Origin of the sequence: Roseixanthobacter glucoisosaccharinicivorans (genome assembly GCF_043195095.2) — a bacterium.
Taxonomy (GTDB): domain Bacteria; phylum Pseudomonadota; class Alphaproteobacteria; order Rhizobiales; family Xanthobacteraceae; genus NCEH01.
The window spans coordinates 3,126,571-3,142,605 of the sequence record NZ_CM195538.1; the positions used below are offsets into that span (position 1 = coordinate 3,126,571).

At 63.4% G+C, this 16,035-nt stretch carries 18 protein-coding genes and 1 pseudogene; 7 read left to right on the plus strand and 12 right to left on the minus strand.

Annotated elements, in window-relative coordinates:
• Positions 1-116 precede the first annotated feature (116 nt).
• The 3 genes and pseudogenes from V5F78_RS14480 (at position 117) to V5F78_RS14490 (ending at position 2,613) form a co-directional block, all read left to right on the plus strand.
• A complete protein-coding gene (locus V5F78_RS14480; protein ID WP_394071354.1) occupies positions 117-1,067 on the plus strand; it encodes an AraC family transcriptional regulator in 951 nt (316 codons plus the stop codon).
• A 628-nt stretch (positions 1,068-1,695) separates the two neighbouring features.
• A pseudogene (locus V5F78_RS14485) lies at positions 1,696-1,827 on the plus strand (helix-turn-helix domain-containing protein); the annotation flags it as partial.
• 150 nt (positions 1,828-1,977) lie between these two features.
• Positions 1,978-2,613: a LysR family substrate-binding domain-containing protein gene (locus V5F78_RS14490; protein WP_394071397.1), complete on the plus strand. Its 636-nt coding sequence runs from the start codon at positions 1,978-1,980 to the stop codon at positions 2,611-2,613.
• Here V5F78_RS14490 and V5F78_RS14495 read toward each other — a convergent pair.
• Genes V5F78_RS14495 through trbB form a run of 11 tightly spaced genes read right to left on the minus strand, consistent with a single transcriptional unit; the run spans position 2,577 to position 12,305 of the window.
• On the minus strand, positions 2,577-2,831 hold the full coding sequence (locus V5F78_RS14495) for a DUF2274 domain-containing protein (RefSeq protein WP_394071353.1): 255 nt from the start codon (positions 2,829-2,831) through the stop codon (positions 2,577-2,579). The two genes, V5F78_RS14490 and V5F78_RS14495, sit on opposite strands and share 37 nt — an antisense overlap.
• Positions 2,828-4,030, minus strand: coding sequence for a TraB/TrbI/VirB10 family type IV secretion system protein (locus V5F78_RS14500; RefSeq protein ID WP_394071352.1), 1,203 nt, complete (start codon positions 4,028-4,030; stop codon positions 2,828-2,830). The genes V5F78_RS14495 and V5F78_RS14500 overlap by 4 nt, the downstream gene beginning before the upstream one ends.
• Positions 4,027-5,100, minus strand: a complete 1,074-nt coding sequence (gene trbG / locus V5F78_RS14505) for a P-type conjugative transfer protein TrbG (protein WP_394071351.1) — start codon at positions 5,098-5,100, stop codon at positions 4,027-4,029. Before trbG ends, V5F78_RS14500 begins: the two co-directional genes overlap by 4 nt.
• On the minus strand, positions 5,097-5,786 hold the full coding sequence (gene trbF, locus V5F78_RS14510; RefSeq protein WP_394071350.1) for a conjugal transfer protein TrbF: 690 nt from the start codon (positions 5,784-5,786) through the stop codon (positions 5,097-5,099). The genes trbG and trbF overlap by 4 nt, the downstream gene beginning before the upstream one ends.
• A 3-nt stretch (positions 5,787-5,789) precedes the next feature.
• Complete coding sequence (trbL, locus tag V5F78_RS14515; RefSeq protein ID WP_394071349.1) at positions 5,790-7,151, minus strand: P-type conjugative transfer protein TrbL; 1,362 nt, start codon at positions 7,149-7,151, stop codon at positions 5,790-5,792.
• Positions 7,148-7,489: a putative entry exclusion protein TrbK-alt gene (gene trbK-alt / locus V5F78_RS14520; protein ID WP_394071348.1), complete on the minus strand. Its 342-nt coding sequence runs from the start codon at positions 7,487-7,489 to the stop codon at positions 7,148-7,150. Before trbK-alt ends, trbL begins: the two co-directional genes overlap by 4 nt.
• 9 nt (positions 7,490-7,498) lie before the next feature.
• Positions 7,499-8,236: a P-type conjugative transfer protein TrbJ gene (trbJ, locus tag V5F78_RS14525; RefSeq protein ID WP_394071347.1), complete on the minus strand. Its 738-nt coding sequence runs from the start codon at positions 8,234-8,236 to the stop codon at positions 7,499-7,501.
• On the minus strand, positions 8,233-10,671 hold the full coding sequence (trbE, locus tag V5F78_RS14530; protein WP_394071346.1) for a conjugal transfer protein TrbE: 2,439 nt from the start codon (positions 10,669-10,671) through the stop codon (positions 8,233-8,235). Before trbE ends, trbJ begins: the two co-directional genes overlap by 4 nt.
• Positions 10,672-10,678: 7 nt before the next feature.
• On the minus strand, positions 10,679-10,954 hold the full coding sequence (locus tag V5F78_RS14535; RefSeq protein WP_394071345.1) for a VirB3 family type IV secretion system protein: 276 nt from the start codon (positions 10,952-10,954) through the stop codon (positions 10,679-10,681).
• Positions 10,954-11,295: a TrbC/VirB2 family type IV secretion system protein gene (locus V5F78_RS14540; protein ID WP_394071344.1), complete on the minus strand. Its 342-nt coding sequence runs from the start codon at positions 11,293-11,295 to the stop codon at positions 10,954-10,956. The genes V5F78_RS14535 and V5F78_RS14540 overlap by 1 nt, the downstream gene beginning before the upstream one ends.
• The gene (gene trbB / locus V5F78_RS14545) at positions 11,292-12,305 is read right to left on the minus strand and encodes a P-type conjugative transfer ATPase TrbB (RefSeq protein WP_394071343.1); all 1,014 of its coding nucleotides are present in this window, start codon (positions 12,303-12,305) and stop codon (positions 11,292-11,294) included. Before trbB ends, V5F78_RS14540 begins: the two co-directional genes overlap by 4 nt.
• Before the next feature lie 266 nt (positions 12,306-12,571).
• Here trbB and V5F78_RS14550 point away from each other — a divergent pair, with 266 nt between their 5' ends.
• Genes V5F78_RS14550 through V5F78_RS14565 form a run of 4 tightly spaced genes read left to right on the plus strand, consistent with a single transcriptional unit; the run spans position 12,572 to position 15,560 of the window.
• Positions 12,572-13,039, plus strand: coding sequence for a TIR domain-containing protein (locus V5F78_RS14550; RefSeq protein WP_394071342.1), 468 nt, complete (start codon positions 12,572-12,574; stop codon positions 13,037-13,039).
• A 55-nt stretch (positions 13,040-13,094) separates the two neighbouring features.
• Entirely contained in the window at positions 13,095-14,348 is a 1,254-nt protein-coding gene (thcB4, locus tag V5F78_RS14555; protein WP_394071341.1) for a Thoeris type III anti-phage system protein ThcB4, read from the plus strand.
• On the plus strand, positions 14,345-14,947 hold the full coding sequence (gene thcA, locus V5F78_RS14560) for a Thoeris type III anti-phage system protein ThcA (protein WP_394071340.1): 603 nt from the start codon (positions 14,345-14,347) through the stop codon (positions 14,945-14,947). Before thcB4 ends, thcA begins: the two co-directional genes overlap by 4 nt.
• A 10-nt stretch (positions 14,948-14,957) precedes the next feature.
• A complete protein-coding gene (locus V5F78_RS14565; RefSeq protein WP_394071339.1) occupies positions 14,958-15,560 on the plus strand; it encodes a TIR domain-containing protein in 603 nt (200 codons plus the stop codon).
• Between the two features lie 24 nt (positions 15,561-15,584).
• Here the strand turns inward: V5F78_RS14565 and V5F78_RS14570 are convergent, their stop codons facing one another.
• Positions 15,585-16,031, minus strand: coding sequence for a CopG family transcriptional regulator (locus V5F78_RS14570; protein ID WP_394071338.1), 447 nt, complete (start codon positions 16,029-16,031; stop codon positions 15,585-15,587).
• Between the last annotated feature and the right edge of the window lie 4 nt (positions 16,032-16,035).

Consider the following 16,035-nt stretch of genomic DNA (forward strand, 5'->3'; position numbering starts at 1 on the left):
GCGGACACGAGCATCGCAGCGTTTCTTTCAAACCCGGAACTAGATTGGACGCTTGCTGCAGGACGATCTATGCCTTATCGTCCGTTTTTGGTTTTTGATCGTTCGAGAATTGGCTCATGGACCCGCTGTCAGATGTGTTGTCGCTGCTGAAGCTGCGCAGCTATGTGTCGGGCGGATTCGACGCGAGTGGAGACTGGGCGGTGCAATTCGGTCGCCACGACGGGATCAAATTCCATGCCGTTCTTTCAGGCGAATGCTGGCTATCGGTCGACGGCACGCCCGCACCGGTGAAGGTCAGGGCGGGTGAATGTTTCCTGCTGGCAAGAGGAAAGCCGTTTCGACTCGCCAGCGATATGGCCGTGGAACCGGTTGGCCTTGAGGCGCTCCTGCCACCGGTGCAGGACGGACGTATTGTCACCTACAACCGGGGCGGCGAATTTCTGAGCATCGGCGGCTACTTTACCCTGGCCGATGGCCAGGCTGATTTGCTCTTGAATATACTCCCGCCGCTGATCCACATCCGCGAGGAGCCGGCCCGAGCGACATTGCGGTGGTGCGTGGAGCGGATGAGGCAGGAACTGTGCGACCCGCAGCCCGGGGATTTCATCGTCGCCCAGCAACTCGCGACCATGGTGCTGGTGCAGGCCTTGCGGCTGCACCTATCTGACGGACGGCGCGACGGGATCGGCTGGCTCTTCGCGCTTGCCGACAAGCGGATGCGGGGGGCGATCAACGCGATGCACGAATCTCCCGGTCACCGGTGGACGTTGCAGGCCATGGCCGAGCAGGCGGCCATGTCGCGTACCTCCTTCGCGCTGAAGTTCAAGGAGACGGTCGGGCTTTCGCCCATGGACTATCTGACACGATGGCGAATGACGCTGGCCGCCGACCGGCTGACCCATTCTCGCGACTCTATTTCCGAGATCGGGCTGGCGCTCGGCTATGAATCCGAGAAATCCTTCAGCACGGCGTTCAAGCGGATCATGAAATGCCCGCCCCGCCAATATGCGCGCGGGCAAAAGGGAGATCAAGCCGAAGCAGCGTTGAGACCGCGGCTCGCTCAATAGCCGCCTAACGCCTATCGGCGAGACTCTACCGTTCCCATGCGGCGACAATCGCGACAGGGTCCCCCGGCGGGACGATCTGGAGCTCGTGGTCAGGAGCAAGACCGGGGGCAGCTGAGCCATGCCGTCGCGCGGTGCGATCGACCTAACAGCAGCATCCTTGATCGTAGATGAAGTTTCGAACGATTGAAAACTGAATCCGGACGCCATGACATGGATCGTCCTTCTTGAGGCCTCTATTCTGATTCGGATGTGCACGAGTTGGATTACCGAGGGCTTTGGCGAGGCCGTTCGCACGTGTTCGCGGATGGGAGTAAAATTAGCCGCACATCGGCGCCCACACCGCAGGCGATCTAGTCCGGAGGAGCCATGAATGGGTGTCCCGGCATTCGATGTTCTTTTCAACTCCGAAAGCCTTATTTCATCTGCTACTGACGACCTCCGCTCACCGAGCGGCCATGGCAAAGATTTGGAAGCGTCTCTCACTGTCAGTTACTGCCAGTCAGTGTATTCCTCTTCTTTAGCCAGCAACATGCAAACTCGCCAGCGTCATTGGCAACGAACCAATTCCACGAGGGCTCTTTACGCGGTGGTGCAAAGCAATTGCCGCATTTTGATACGGCATTATTAGATGATTCCCGAGCTTCAGGATCTGAGATGGGCGATTATTGCGTCCCAGCATAAGAGCCTTAGGCAGGCGGCGGAGAGCCTTAGCATCCGACAGTCCACGCTTAGCCGGCGGCTTCGGGATCTTGAGAATCGGTTGGGAGCGGTACTGTTCGAACGCACCAATGGAGGAACACGGCCAACGGCTGCGGCCCAAGAATTTCTCGAAGCCGCGCGACGCGTCTTCGATGAGATAGAAATGATCACAACCCGCCTCACGACTCGCTCCCGAGGCGAGAGTGGTCGATTGACCATCGGCGTCCATGCTTCGCTTTCCGCCGGTAATCTTCGAGCAACAATCCTTGATCACCGGCGGCGATTCCCCGAGGTCGAGACGCGTCTGGTCGACGGATCGAGCGACAATCTAATCTGCGATATCAGCTGTTCCACCATCGACGTTGGCTTCGTCGCAGAGAGCTATACGAGATGGAACGACAGGTCGTTGTCAGTCTGGAGCGAGCGCGTGATCCTCGCGCTCCCTGAGAGCCACTCCCTCAGCGGCCGTGATGCGGTTCACTGGAGTGATTTGAGGCACGAAGCGCTGTTATTGCCGGAGCGCGGTCCGGGGCCCGAATTGCTGAAAATGCTTGTCAGCAAAGTTGGGTATTCCGACACTGACCATGTTCTTCGCCACGATGCCGGACTTGATCGGCTTCTTACCCTAGTCGGCGCAGGGTGGGGTAGCTTGCTCGTCCTAGAGGGCGCGACCGGCGCAGCGTATCCGGGTGTCATTTTTCGGGAGGTGCATGACACGGAGGGGCCAACTCGGCTTCCAATCCGCGCGTACTGGCGCGCGGCGAATTGCAATCCATCGCTGCCACCCTTTCTCAATATCCTCCGAGAACGCTATCCGGATCTCTCGGGTGCTCTCGCTCCAGGCTGAGCAGAGTTCCGTCGCGCCTTAGCGAATGCCCGATCCGTCGCCATGAACCGTTCGATCATTGGCGCAATCAGCTTGGCCGGATCGAGCACGGACTGGCCGGTGCTCCGACCGAGAATTTCGGCATAAGCAACTAAGTCGCGATGCACCGCGGCGGCCAATTCGATGCTGAGTTTGACCGGCTTGTCGTCTGCGAGCGGCCCGAGTTTAAGCTTCGTCATGGAGTCCCTCCGTGGCCGTAGGGCGCCAGCACCAGATCGCGCGTGACGATGACACGAACCGGGAAGCCCGGTCGGATAGTGAGCGTCGGCTGGATGTTGAGCTGGCGCTGCACGATCTGCTGGCCGGTCTGGCTGATCGAGTTCGAAGCGCTCGAGCGGATCGCCTGGACGAGATTGTTCTCGTTCTGGCTCGTACCGGCTTCCGCGCCGACGCTGAGGAGGGTCGAGAGGACGGCGGCCTTGAACAGCATGCCCCAGTGGTTATCGACCTCGTCTTCGAGCCCCGCATAGCCTTGCGTATCGGCGCCCGGCTGTCGTTCCAGCACGATCGAATTGCCGTCCGGCATGATGATGCGTGTCCAGACGAGGAGGATGCGGCTCTGACCGAAGGCGACCGAGCTGTCGTATTGGCCGATCAGCTTCGCGCCCTGCGGGATCAACAGAAACTGCCCGGTTGGACTGTCGTAGACGGCCTCGGTCACCTGGGCTGTGATCTGACCCGGAAGGTCCGATCGAATTCCAGTAATGAGCGCCGCCGGGATCACCGTCCCCGCCTGAACGACATAGGGCGAGGCCTTTGCTTCGAGGCGGTCGGGGCTGACCGTCCGCTTGTCCGGCGTGGCGTTGAGGAAGGCGGTCTTGCGATCCTGCATGTTCTGCGCGGATCCGGCGTCGACAGGCGGCGTGGGCGTCGAACCGCTCTGCGTCCCCGTCGCCGGCGGAGTGACCAGGCTGACCGGCTGCGGCTGCTGGTTGGTCTGGGCGAACAGGCGGCTTACGCGGGCGGCGTCCGTCTCCTGGGCAAGCCGCTGGGCTGCGGGATCGGGCGTGGTTGCCGGAGCGCCGGTGTTCGGCGCGGCGCCGGCATTCAGGATCGGCTTGCCGAGGTCACCGGGCAACGGCGGTCCGAGTGGCGGCGCCTGGCGCGGCAGGCCGGTGTAGTCCTTCGGCAGCCCCGCGAGGCCTTCAGCCGAGGGCCGGTTCTGGGTGCTGAGCAGCTCCTGCCCGGACTGTCCCTTGTTGTGGGTCTGGAGGGCATAGCCGAGCGCTCCGGCGACGGCGAGCGCGGACACGGCTCCGAGCGTGATCAGCACCTTGCGAGAGAGGCGCGTGACGCGTGGCCGTTCGCCCCTGAGGCGCAGGTCGGGTGGCACGACGGGCGTCGGCGCCGGCTGTTGTTCTTCCGGCTCGTCCGTCATGACCGCGGCCTTCCGTCGGTGCGGACGATGCGGACGCGCCGCTCGCTGTCCTTGTCGCCGAGACGCAACTCGGCTGCCGCGAACAGTCGATCGACGATGTAGTAGTTCTGTCGGACCCGATAGTTCACCAGCTCGGATCCGCCCGCGGGCCCGATGACGAAGAGCGGCGGCATCTCGCCCTGGCGGATGCCGGACGGGAATTCGATATAGACTTTCTGGCCATCGTCGAAGGCGCGCAGCGGCCGCCAGGCGGGGCTGTCTCCCTCGATCGCATAGCGGAAGTTGATCGCGGCGAGATCGACACCGGTGGCGATCGGCGCGGCGGTCTCGGCCGCCGCATTCTGCTGGCGCAGCGCGATGAGCTGGTCTTCCGGGTACTGCCAGGAGACCGAGGCCATGTAGGTCTTCTCGGTCGAGCGCAGCTCCAGCAGGTAGGTCCGACGATCGGTGTTGATGACTAGGTTCGTGACCAGCTCGGGCCGGGTTGGCTTCACGAGGATATGGACCTTCTTGGTCGGACCCGCACCGCTTTCCGTGTCCCCAATGATCCAGCGCACCGTATCGCCGGCGGCGACGGGTCCTGTGCCGACAAGCTGCTCCCCTTCCTGCAGGGCGATGTCGGTGATTTCGCCGGGCGCCGTGTAGGCCTGATAGAGCGCGCCCGCGGAATAGGGGTACACCTGCACGGCGTTGATGAAGCCGTTGCGGACCGGCTGGATTCGGGCGGCGGCATTGGCCTGGTTGACGCGCACGGTGGGATCGGGCGCCTCGGAAGTGGGCTTGCCCGTGCTGAGCGGCTTCAATTGACCCGGCAGGGGCAAGGGCTTGGGCAGCTCGACGATCTTGACCGGCGCGGGCGGATCGACGGTGAGCTTCGCCGGCACGGCGCTGTCGTAGTTGATGTCGGGCGGAATGAACTTGTGGGCGCAGCCGCCGAGCGCAGAGACGGAGAGTAGCAAAGCCGCAAGGCCGGCTTTACGGAGAGGCGTAATCCCGCCTTGCCGGTTCTGCTGAGAGACTGAAGGACGTGAAGCCGGACCGCCGGCTTCCATGGAAATCGGCGAGGTCATTGTCCCAGCTCCTTCGACCAGTTGATGGCGGTGACGTAGATGCCGAGCGGGTTCTTGCGGAGCACGTCGGCGGAGGTCGGCGTCTGGATCGCTACGGTGAGGATCGCGGTCCAACGCGAATTGTCGGCGAGCGCGCCGTCCTGATAGCGGTGCTCGACCCACTCGACCCGGAAGCTGGACGGCGAGGCGCGGATCACACTCGAGACGTCGATGGCGATCTGCTGATGGCCGAGCTTGGCGAACGGGTCGTTCGCGCGGGCATAGTCGTTGAGCGCCTGGGACCCGGAGGTGCTGGTGAAGTCGTAGGCCTGGAGCCAGTTCTGCCGCACGATGATGGGATCGGCCGGCAGAGAGCGGACCATCTCGACGAAGTGAGCGAGATACCAGGCGATCTGGGGATCGCTCGGGGTGTAATCGGGCGTTGCGGCGGCGACCGCCTGTGCCTGGCCGAGCTTATCGACTTGGACCACCCAAGGGACGATGCTGCCATGGGTCGATTGCCAGACGAGGCCACCGGCGAGGCCCATGGAGAGCGCAAGCGAGCCGAAGGCCATAAGGCGCCAGTTCTTGGCCTGCACGCGGGCCGAGCCGATCCGCTCGTCCCACGCCTGGGCGGCGCGCTGATAGGGCGTTTCGGGTTCCGGGGTGCGACCGTAGCGGACGGTGGATCGGCGGAAGAGCGCCATTGTCTATTCTCCCGAGAGATCGACGGAATGGCCGCCGCCATGGCTGTCGCCGGACTTGAGGACTTGGGCGGCGGTCTGGGCGCCGCGCGCCATCGACTGGTTCTGCTTCATGCGGCGGGCCCAGGCGGGCGGGCCGGACGCATTCGAGCCGGCATCGGGCGCGCCGCTGCCGCTCGCGGTCTGCTCGCCGCCAACCGTGCCTTGGGTGGATGAGCCGCCGGTGGCAGCGAAACCGGACCGGGCGCCGGCGGCGAAACTCTCACGCATCGAACCGGCGGCGCGCTCTGCCGCGCGCCGAATAGGCGCCGCCGCTGAAGACGCGGCGGCCCTGCTGACCCCGCCGAGGCCGGCCGCCACGCCCGAGGCGCCGGACCGGCCGGCGGAGGCCAGGCTGTAGGCGGAGGATGCGCCACCCGCCATCGCCGCGCCGCCACGGGCGGCGGCGGCCGTGCCCGAGGCCGCGGCTATCGCTCCCCTCCCGGCCAGGCCGAGCGCACCCGCGCCGGCCATTGCGGTGCCAGCGACGGCAAGGCCGGTCCCGACCGCAGCGCCGGCACCGAGCTGGGGTGCGCCAGAGACCAGGCCAGTCGCGATGCCGGGTCCGAAGATGCCGAGACCGAGCATGGCCAGCGCAGCGAGCACGACGGAGAGCGCCTGCTCGATCGTCGGCTGGCCACCGGCATAGGTCTGGGTGAACTGCGAGAAGAGGCCCGTGCCGATCCCGACGATGACGGCCAGCACCATCACCTTCACGCCGGAGGCGACGATGTTGCCGAGCACCTTCTCGGCGAGGAAGGCGGTCTTGTTGAAGAGGGCGAAGGGAATGAGGATGAAGCCGGCGAGCGTCGTCAGCTTAAACTCGATCAGCGTGACGAAGAGCTGCACCGCCAGGATGAAGAAGGCGATCAGCACCAGCAGCCACGACACCATCAGCACCGCGATCTGCACGAAGTTCGCGAAGAAGCTGGTGAAACCCATCATCTGGCTGGCCGCGTCGAGCAGCGGCTGGCCCGCATCAAGCCCGACCTGGGCGAGTTTCCCCGGCCGCAGAAAATCGGCCGTCGAGATCGAGGAGCCGCCAGCCTTCAGGCCGAGGCCGGCGAAGCTGTTGAATACGACGGCCGAGAGATTGTTGAAGTTGGTGATGATGAAGGCGAAGAAGCCGATGTAGAGCGTCTTCTTGACCAGGCGCTGGAGGATGTCTTCGTCGGCGCCCCACGCCCAGAACAGGCCGGCCAGCGTGATGTCGATGACGATCAGCGTCGAGGAGAGATAGGTGACCTCACCCTTGATGAGACCGAAGCCGGAATCGATGTAGGTCGTGAAGGTGTTGAGGAAGGTGTCGATGACGCCGACGTTGTTCATCGCGCGTCTCCTGACGAAGGGGTGGCCGGCGCGACGGCGCCCATCGTCGTCGCGGGGTGCGGCGATGGCGGCAGCGGCCGCGCCGGCCTGCCGAAGAAGCGCCGGCGGTTCTCCTCCCAGACCGCCACGCAGCGCGCATCCTCGGCATCCTGGGGCCCGAGCGCGCTGCAGCGGCGCAGCTCGGCCGTGAGGTCATCGGGAGCGGGCGGGGCAACGGTCGGGGCGATCTCAGCGGCCGGCGTGGAGGGACGCCGGTTGATCGCGAAGAGGGTCGCGATGAAGGCTGCGATTAGCACGACGATCACAGCGGCGCGGAAGATCTCCGACCGGCCCAGCATCGCCGTGCCTCAATTGCCGGAGAACATGGTGACGTTGCCGGGCTGATAGCCGCTGCGCGTCGAGAAGGTCTTGTAGTTCTGCTGGCCCTGCGCCTCGGCGGCGGCCACGCGCGCCTGCTCCAGCGCGTCGGCGCGGCTCTTCGCCGAAAGCACTGCCACCACGTCGGAGAGCTGCTGCGATTGCAGCGCCAGAAGCTGGTTGCCGGCCTGCGCGGCCTGCAAGGCGCCCGTCGCGCTCTGGCTGGCCGTGACCAGGGAGGTCATGGCGCTGGAGTTGGTCGGGATGTTGCCGACCACACCGGCCTGAACTTTCAGGCTGTCCTCGAAGGCCCCGACCGAGTTCTGCCAGCGCTGCTGGGCGTTGGCGACCATGGCGGTCGTCGAGCCCGTGCCGGCGGCCGAACCGTAGCTGGTCGAATAAGCTGTTTGGACGCGCTGGACATTGAACGAAATGTTCTGCGCCTGGCTGAGCAGCGACTGGGTCTGGGCGATCGACGACTGAAGCTGGGTCAGCGTCGACATGGGCAGGTTGGCGAGATTGCGCGCCTGGTTGACCAGGTTCGTCGCCTGATTGGTCAACATCTGGATCTGGTTGTTGATCTGCTGCAGCTCACGCGCCGCCGTCAGCACGTTCTGGCCGAAGTTGGTCGGATCGTAGACGATCCACTGCGCCGAGGCCGGCGGCGCGGCAATGCCCAACGACAATGCGACGGCGCTTGCCGCCGCCAGATGGCGCAGCTTGATCATGATGACTTCTCCAGGTTGGTCAGGTCGGGAATGAGATCGGCCGCCCACAGGAGCTCGTGGTCGGCGAGCCAAGCCGGCGTGAAAGCCTCACGGCCGTACTCGGTAGTGACGCGTTCGATCGCCGCGTGGTCCTGTTTGGAGGATGCGGCGCAGAAGGCGAGCGCGACAGGTCCAAGGCCCAGCTCGAACAGCCGGTTGCCTCGGCGGGATTGGCAGTAATAGTCGCGCTTGGGTGTCGCCCGCGCGAGGATCTCGATCTGACGATCGTTGAGACCGAAGCGCCGATAGATCGCGGTGATCTGCGGTTCGATCGCGCGCTCGTTCGGCAGGAAGATGCGCGTCGGGCAGCTCTCGACGATCGCAGGCGCGATATTGCTGCCGTCGATGTCGGAGAGCGACTGGGTGGCGAAGACGACGGAAGCGTTTTTCTTGCGTAGGGTCTTCAGCCACTCCCGGAGCTGCTGCGCGAAAGCCGGGTCGTCGAGGACGAGCCAGCCCTCGTCGATGATGAGCAGCGTCGGCCGGCCGTCGAGGCGGCCCTCGATGCGATGGAACAGATAGGTCAGCACGGCTGGCGCTGCGCCCGCGCCGATCAGACCCTCGGTCTCGAATGCCTGGACTGACGCCGAACCAAGCTGCTCGCTCTCGGCGTCGAGCAACCGGCCGGAGGGACCGCCAATGCAATAGGGCTGAAGTGCCTGCTTCAACGCCGTCGATTGCAGCAGCACCGCGAGGCCGGTGATGGTCCGTTCACCGCGCGGCGAAGAGGCCAGCAACGTCAGCGCCGACCAGACATGCTCCTTGGCGGTCGGGTCGATCGTGACGCCTTCCTTGGCGAGGATCGCCGTCACCCATTCCGCCGCCCAGGCGCGCTCGGCCTGATCGTCGATCCGCGCCAGCGGCTGGAGCGACACCGAAAGCTCCGACCCGGCCGACAGGCTGCCGCCGAGATCGTGCCAGTCGCCGCCCATGGAAAGCGCGGCCGTGCGGATCGACCCGCCGAAGTCGAAGGCGAAAATCTGGTTGTTGCGATAGCGGCGGAACTGCATGGCCATCAGCGACAGCAGCACCGACTTGCCGGCGCCGGTCGGGCCCACAATCAGGGTGTGGCCGACGTCGCCGACATGCAGGCTGAGCCGGAACGGCGTCGAACCCTCGGTCTTGCCGAACAGCAGCGGCGGCGCCTGGAAATGCTCATCGCGCGCCGGCCCGGCCCAGACCGCCGAGAGCGGAATCATGTGAGCCAGATTCAGCGTCGAGACCGGCGGCTGCCGGACGTTGGCGTAGGCGTGGCCGGGGATGGACCCGAGCCAGGCCTCCAACGCGTTCACCCCTTCCGGCATGCAGGTGAAGTCGCGGCCCTGGATGACCTTCTCGATCAGGCGGAGCTTCTCGGCCGCGAGGCCGGCATCCTCGTCCCAGACCGTGACAGTCGCGGTGATGTAGGCCTGGCCGACATCGTCGGAGCCCAGCTCCTGCAGCGCCATGTCCGCGTCGGCCGCCTTGTTGGCGGCGTCGCTATCGACCAGCGTCGAGGCCTCGTTGGTCATCACCTCCTTGACGATGGCGGCGATCGACTTGCGCTTGGCGAACCACTGCCGCCGAATCTTGGTCAGGAGCTTCACCGCTTCGGTCTTGTCGAGCAGGATCGCGCGCGTGGCCCAGCGATAGGGGAAGGCCAGACGGTTCAGCTCGTCGAGGATTCCGGGGTGGGTCGCGGTCGGAAAACCGACGACGGTGAGCGTGCGCAGGTGGTGCGACCCAAGCCGCGGCTCGAGGCCGCCGGCGAGAGGTTCATCCGCGAGCAACGCATCGAGGTGCATCGGCGTCTCCGGGACGCGGACGCGCTGCTGGCGGGTCGAGACGGTCGAGTGCAGATAGGTCAGGGTGTCGCCGTCATCGAGCCACGCCACCTCGGGCATGAAGCCCTCGACCAGTTGCAGGACGCGGTTGGTGCGATCGACGAAGCCGCGCAGCAGCTCCCAGGGATCGACGCCGCTTTGGGCGCGGCCCTCGTAGAGCCAGCTCTCGATGCGCGAGGCGTCCTCGGCCGGCGGTAGCCAGACGAAGGTCAGGAAGTAGCGGCTCTCGAAATGCGCGCCCGCTTCCTCAAACGCGTCCTGCCGTTCAAGATCGACCAGCGCCGACGCGGCATCGGGAAAGGCCGAATGGGGATAGGTCTGCGCGGCGATCCGCTGCGCCTCGACGAAGATCGCCCAGCCGGAGCCGAGGCGGCGCAGCGCATTGTTCAGCCGTGCGGTAACGCCGACAAGTTCCGCTGGCGTGGCGCTGTCGAGGTCCGGCCCTCGGAAGCGAGCCGTGCGCTGGAAGGAGCCGTCCTTGTTGAGGACGACACCCTCACCGACGAGAGCGGCCCAGGGCAGGAAGTCGGCGAGGCCTGCGGTGTGATGGCGGTATTCGGCAAGGTTCAGCATGGCCGCCTCAGACCCCCAGATACGGCGGGTAGCGAAGGTGCCGGCGAACGACGTCGACGAACTGCGGGTCACGCTTGGCCGCCCAGACGGCCGCGGCGTGGCCCACGGCCCAGATCAGCGCGCCGGGGATCCACAGCCGGAGGCCGAGCGCGATCGCCGCCGCGAGCGTGCCGTTGGCGATCGCGACGGTCCGTGGCGCCCCGCCCATCAGGATCGGGTCGGTAAGCGCGCGATGGACCGGCGCGAAGAAGCCGGGCACGTCGGGATCGACGATCGCGGCCATCAGACCAGCGCCCCGCCGCTGAACGAAAAGAACGAGAGGAAGAAGCTCGACGCGGCGAAGGCGATCGAGAGACCGAAGACGATCTGGATCAGCCGGCGGAAGCCGCCGGACGTGTCGCCGAAAGCGAGCGTCAGGCCGGTCACCGTGATGATGATGACCGAGATGATCTTGGCGACCGGCCCCTGGACCGACTCCAGGATGGAGTTGAGCGGTGTCTCCCACGGCATCGAGGAGCCGGAGGCATAGGCCGCCGGGGCGAAGGCCAGCGTCAGGGTCGCGAGTGCGACCAACTCGGCCAGACGACGACGCGAACGGAGGGCGATGGCGAGAACACGGGTCATGATGGGTCTCCAGGGGGCAAGGGGTCGCCGCCCTCCCCAGCGGGTTGGACGCGGTAATCGCCGGTGGCGGGATCGAGCCCGGCGATGAGGGCGAGTTCGGAGAGGCGGCGCTCGGAGCCGCGGCCGCGCAGCACCGCGACGAGATCGATGGTCTCGGCGATCAGCGCCTTGGGGACGGTGACGACGGCTTCCTGGATGAGCTGTTCGAGGCGGCGGATCGCGCCCAGCGCCGTGCCGGCGTGGATGGTGCCGATCCCGCCGGGGTGGCCGGTGCCCCAGGCCTTGAGTAGGTCCAGCGCTTCAGCGCCGCGGACTTCGCCGATCGGAATGCGGTCGGGCCGAAGGCGCAGCGAGGACCGGACGAGGTCTGACAGTGAGGCGACGCCATCCTTGGTGCGCATCGCGACGAGGTTCGGCGCGCGGCATTGCAGTTCGCGCGTGTCCTCGATCAGCACCACGCGGTCGCTGGTGCCGGCGATCTCGGCCAGGAGCGCGTTGGTGAGCGTCGTCTTGCCCGTGCCGGTGCCGCCAGCGACGAGGATGTTCTTCCGCGACGCGACGGCCGCGCGCAGCGACTCCGCCTGTCCGGCTGTCATGGTGCCGGCGGCGACGTAATCGTCGAGGGTGAAGACGGCGACGGCGGGCTTGCGGATGGCGAAGGCCGGCGCGGTGACGACGGGCGGCAGCAGCCCCTCGAACCGTTCCCCCGTCTCGGGCAGCTCGGCCGAGACACGCGGCCGATCCGCGTGGACCTCAGCGCCGACGTGGTGCGCGACCAGGCGCACGATCCGTTCGCCATCGGCGGCGGAGAGCGTGCGGCCAGTATCCTCCAGGCCACCCGACAGGCGGTCGATCCAAAGCCGGCCGTCGGGATTGAGCATCACCTCGACAATCGAGGGGTCTTCGAGGAAGGCGGCGATCGCGGGCCCAAGCGCGGTGCGCAACATGCGCGCGCCGCGTGAGAAGGCCTCTGAATGGAGTGGAGCAACCGCCACGATCGTCCCCGTCATTGGCCAATCGCGACACGCGATTAGCGACGGGGATGATTAGAAGAGGTAATAAATGGGGCGGTTCAACAAGTATTCAGATGGCGTAGGCGACGGTCGTAGCGCAGCGAAAAAATACTTGCTAGGTGCGGATCGGCTACGCGAGAGGACGGCATCTAAGGTGCGCTCACCGACGGAGATAGCGGTGTCACTACGCTCGGATTTGCCGACCTCAGACCACGAGGCACCCTAGCGGCGCCGACCGGCTAATGTATGATGGAACGCCTAGAATGAAGGGCGAGGAGGAAACCATGGCGCGACACGTATTCTTTAGCTTCCACTACCAACGCGATATTGTTCGCGTGAATCAGATTCGAAATCTGCCCGAAATTGTCGATGAATCGGCGGCTGGCTTCAAAGACAGTTCGCTGTGGGAGGAAGCGAAGAAAAAGAGTGATGATGCCGTTAAGAAGCTAATTGATGATGGTCTCATTGGAACAAGTGTAACGGTCGTCTGCATTGGCAACAAAACCGCTGGGCGTAAATTTATAAACTACGAGATCCAGAAGTCTATTGACCGAGGCAATGGCATTCTTGGTGTTCAGATTCATCATCTAAAGAATTTTGCTGGAGAGGTGGACACCGCGGGAGATACGCCTGCGCTTCTTACCAAGAACAAGTATCCCGTATATAAATATGATGATCATACCAAACTGAAAGCATGGATTGAAGCGGCAGCTAAAGCGGCCGGGAAATAGTTGTAGCGGATTCCTTTGTAATTACCGCTTAACATGAAAGAAGGACCGCTGCTTCATGGCTGTACCCCTGTCTCTCACTGGCAAGTACCAACTCGTGGTCCTTGGGCAGGAAGGGAACCCGCAAGTAAGCGAGCGTGCTGGTCGGCTGGTCGCCGCCGTGGCGCACGCCTTTGACAAACTGGGGGTGAATCCAAAGAAGTTTCTGGTCAGTCTGACGTCAGGTCACTGCGACTCCGATATAAACCGCCGAATGCCTGCGGTCGCAGTTTTCTTTGGCTCGGTTCCGTCGCCCGTATTGTCGGTTATCGACACGAAGAGACTCGAAATTCTCCTTGGCGATGGCGCCCTGGTCATTCCCGTAGTTGAGAGCATCACGAACTTTGGCACGATGGTGACGCCTGAAGTAGCTACGCTGAATGGGTGTTCTCTGGCGGACTGCGGCAGTGATTTCGAACGTCTTGCTGCTCGCATTCTCGAGGGCTTCGGCCTGCTGCGTGAAAAACGGCGCTTGTTCATCAGTTACAGACGTGTCGAGTCGAGCGGTGTGGCCACGCAACTCTATGAAGCGCTCGATGCCGCCGGCTTTGACGTATTCCTCGACACGCAAGGAGTAATCCGCCCCGGGGAGCCATTCCAAGAGATCTTATGGCATCGACTGGCCGATACGGACGTCGCGGTCCTGCTTGACACTCCTGGCTTTCTAGCAAGCCGATGGACCGAAGAGGAGCTCGCTCGGGCGAATACCTCCAACATCCAACTCCTACAGATCTTATGGCCCGGCCAGACAGAGGGAGCAACGGCTGCATTCAGTGCATTCCATCCTCTCTCCGAAGGCGATTTTGCTGGGTCGAACACTCTCGGCCCTGGGGCTCAGCTCAAAGACGTTGAAGTAAGCGAAATCGTCGATGCGGTTGAAGGGCTTCGAGCGAGAGCATTTGGCGCACGCCACGCCTTCCTTGTCCGTGAATTCGCGATTGAAGCGCGCCACGAAGGAATGCAGGTGCTGACGACTTTGGAGCGCAACCTCATTCTCTCAGCGGCCGGTGGGTTCAGGGCGTTGGTTATGCCTGCGATCGGAGTCCCAGACGCCGAACGATACGAGTCGCTCGGGCGGTTGCACCAGCGCGATTTGGATGAAGGTAAGGCCTACGCTCAACCACCTATTTTGCTTTACGACCAGACCGGCATCCGCAGCCGGTGGCTTCAGCACCTTGGATGGCTCAATGACAACATCGCTTGCGCGCGTAGCCTTAGCATCGTGGACGCAAAGAAATGGCTAAGCGACCTAAAAGCCGCCAGCGGAATATGACCGTGCCGGTCGAGCGGCGGATATTTTTGTCGGCCAGCGTCCCGCTGCCGTCACGCAACGCTGTCTATTTTAACACGGCAGATGTTGTTGCTATCAGGGATGCCGTTCGAGCGCTTACGATCGTTATCGTGGAAACAGGAATTCAATTAGTATTTGGTGGTCATCCAGCAATTTCTCCGATGATCAGGCTCCAGATCGCCCAGGCAGGTCTGCCGGTCGGAGACAAGGTGGTGATGTTTCAAAGTCGATTTTTCGGGCGGGAATTTCCCGAAGACAATAAAGCGTTCGAGCGCGTGACCCTTACTGACGCTGTCGATAACGACAGAGAAAAGAGCTTAGGCCACATGCGCGATATGATGATGAGAGGCCCGTTTCTATGTGGAATTTTCATTGGCGGCATGGAGGGTGTGGAAGAGGAATACAACTTGTTTTGCAAAGCGCAACCGGGAGTGCCCGTGTTTCCTGTAGCGTCGACGGGAGCTGCCGCAGGAAACCTCTACCGCTTGAATCCGGATCTTCCGAAGAATTATCCCGAATTGCAATCGGAGATCAGCTACATCAATCTTATGCGGCGTATAATCGGTTCAACCCCTCCCTAGGATCCGCAGGATGGCTCGGCGCACATTCTTCAGCTTTCACTACACGCCCGATGTGAGCCGTGCATGGGTTGTTCGAAATTCATGGGTAACGAAAGTGGCACAGGGCGAGCGCGATGACGCTGGTTTTTTTGATAGCTCGGTGTTCGAGGCAAGCAAGCGGGAAAGCGATGATGCACTGAAGCGCTTTCTTCGTGAGGGTATGAACAATACTACGGTAACATGCGTCCTAGTGGGTGCGGAAACTTGCCTGCGCCGATGGGTGCGCTACGAAATATTCCGTAGTTTCATGCGAGGCAACGGACTACTCGCCGTTCGCATCCATACAATCGGATCGTTGCACAGCCCGGCCAGCGCCATCGGCGACAATCCTTTCGATTGTCTCGCATTTACGCTGGATAATGGCACGGTACGATTTAAGGAAATCAAAACTTCGGGCTGGCAACTGGCAAGTGATGTTGGGACCATGCCACTAGGCGATGTGACCTACGATCTTGGTGACCGGACCAACCATACATTCTCGACCTTATTTCCTATCTATGATTGGGCTGCCGATAAAGGCTACGACAATCTTGGTACATGGATTGAGTCGGCGGCTAAGAAAGCCGGAAGATAACCGGAAGATAGGGGGCCATGAGCCTCATTTGGCATCGAATTGGGTTGCCGAAGGCTCCTGAACATCGTCCGGAATTTCCTGCCGCAACTTCGGACCTTCGTTCAGACGCCGGCCCAGCGTGGCGACGAAATTGTCGTAGCGCGCTCCAGCCTGCGCCCGCGCCGCCTTGGCGGCCGGTTCGGGGAGCGGCGGTGTGGTGTTGAGCCAGAAGCGGATGAACAGCGCCAGCGTCTCGACACCGATCCCGACATCGCGCTCGAGCCGAGCTAGGCGCCGGTCCTGATGGTCGAGCCGCTTCGCGATGGCGGCCTCCCTGCGCTCATCTGCATCCGGCGACAGGAACGACGCGATCGCAGCTTCGGCGATCAGCGACATCGACTGCTCCCGTCGCGCCGCATAGGCCGACAAGGCCCGCATGACATCCGGATCGAGATACACGGAAAGCTGCGCCTTCTTCTTTGCCGTCACCATGCGG

Excerpts from the sequence above, each read along its gene's own strand:
- V5F78_RS14480 (WP_394071354.1), top strand. The coding sequence starts at position 117 with ATGGACCCGCTGTCAGATGTGTTGTCGCTGCTGAAGCTGCGCAGCTAT.
- V5F78_RS14495 (WP_394071353.1), bottom strand. The coding sequence starts at position 2,831 with ATGACGAAGCTTAAACTCGGGCCGCTCGCAGACGACAAGCCGGTCAAA.
- V5F78_RS14500 (WP_394071352.1), bottom strand. The coding sequence starts at position 4,030 with ATGACGGACGAGCCGGAAGAACAACAGCCGGCGCCGACGCCCGTCGTG.
- trbG (WP_394071351.1), bottom strand. The coding sequence starts at position 5,100 with ATGACCTCGCCGATTTCCATGGAAGCCGGCGGTCCGGCTTCACGTCCT.
- trbF (WP_394071350.1), bottom strand. The coding sequence starts at position 5,786 with ATGGCGCTCTTCCGCCGATCCACCGTCCGCTACGGTCGCACCCCGGAA.
- trbL (WP_394071349.1), bottom strand. The coding sequence starts at position 7,151 with ATGAACAACGTCGGCGTCATCGACACCTTCCTCAACACCTTCACGACC.
- trbK-alt (WP_394071348.1), bottom strand. The coding sequence starts at position 7,489 with ATGCTGGGCCGGTCGGAGATCTTCCGCGCCGCTGTGATCGTCGTGCTA.
- trbJ (WP_394071347.1), bottom strand. The coding sequence starts at position 8,236 with ATGATCAAGCTGCGCCATCTGGCGGCGGCAAGCGCCGTCGCATTGTCG.
- trbE (WP_394071346.1), bottom strand. The coding sequence starts at position 10,671 with ATGCTGAACCTTGCCGAATACCGCCATCACACCGCAGGCCTCGCCGAC.
- V5F78_RS14535 (WP_394071345.1), bottom strand. The coding sequence starts at position 10,954 with ATGGCCGCGATCGTCGATCCCGACGTGCCCGGCTTCTTCGCGCCGGTC.
- V5F78_RS14540 (WP_394071344.1), bottom strand. The coding sequence starts at position 11,295 with ATGACCCGTGTTCTCGCCATCGCCCTCCGTTCGCGTCGTCGTCTGGCC.
- trbB (WP_394071343.1), bottom strand. The coding sequence starts at position 12,305 with ATGACGGGGACGATCGTGGCGGTTGCTCCACTCCATTCAGAGGCCTTC.
- V5F78_RS14550 (WP_394071342.1), top strand. The coding sequence starts at position 12,572 with ATGAAGGGCGAGGAGGAAACCATGGCGCGACACGTATTCTTTAGCTTC.
- thcB4 (WP_394071341.1), top strand. The coding sequence starts at position 13,095 with ATGGCTGTACCCCTGTCTCTCACTGGCAAGTACCAACTCGTGGTCCTT.
- thcA (WP_394071340.1), top strand. The coding sequence starts at position 14,345 with ATGACCGTGCCGGTCGAGCGGCGGATATTTTTGTCGGCCAGCGTCCCG.
- V5F78_RS14565 (WP_394071339.1), top strand. The coding sequence starts at position 14,958 with ATGGCTCGGCGCACATTCTTCAGCTTTCACTACACGCCCGATGTGAGC.
- V5F78_RS14570 (WP_394071338.1), bottom strand. The coding sequence starts at position 16,031 with ATGGTGACGGCAAAGAAGAAGGCGCAGCTTTCCGTGTATCTCGATCCG.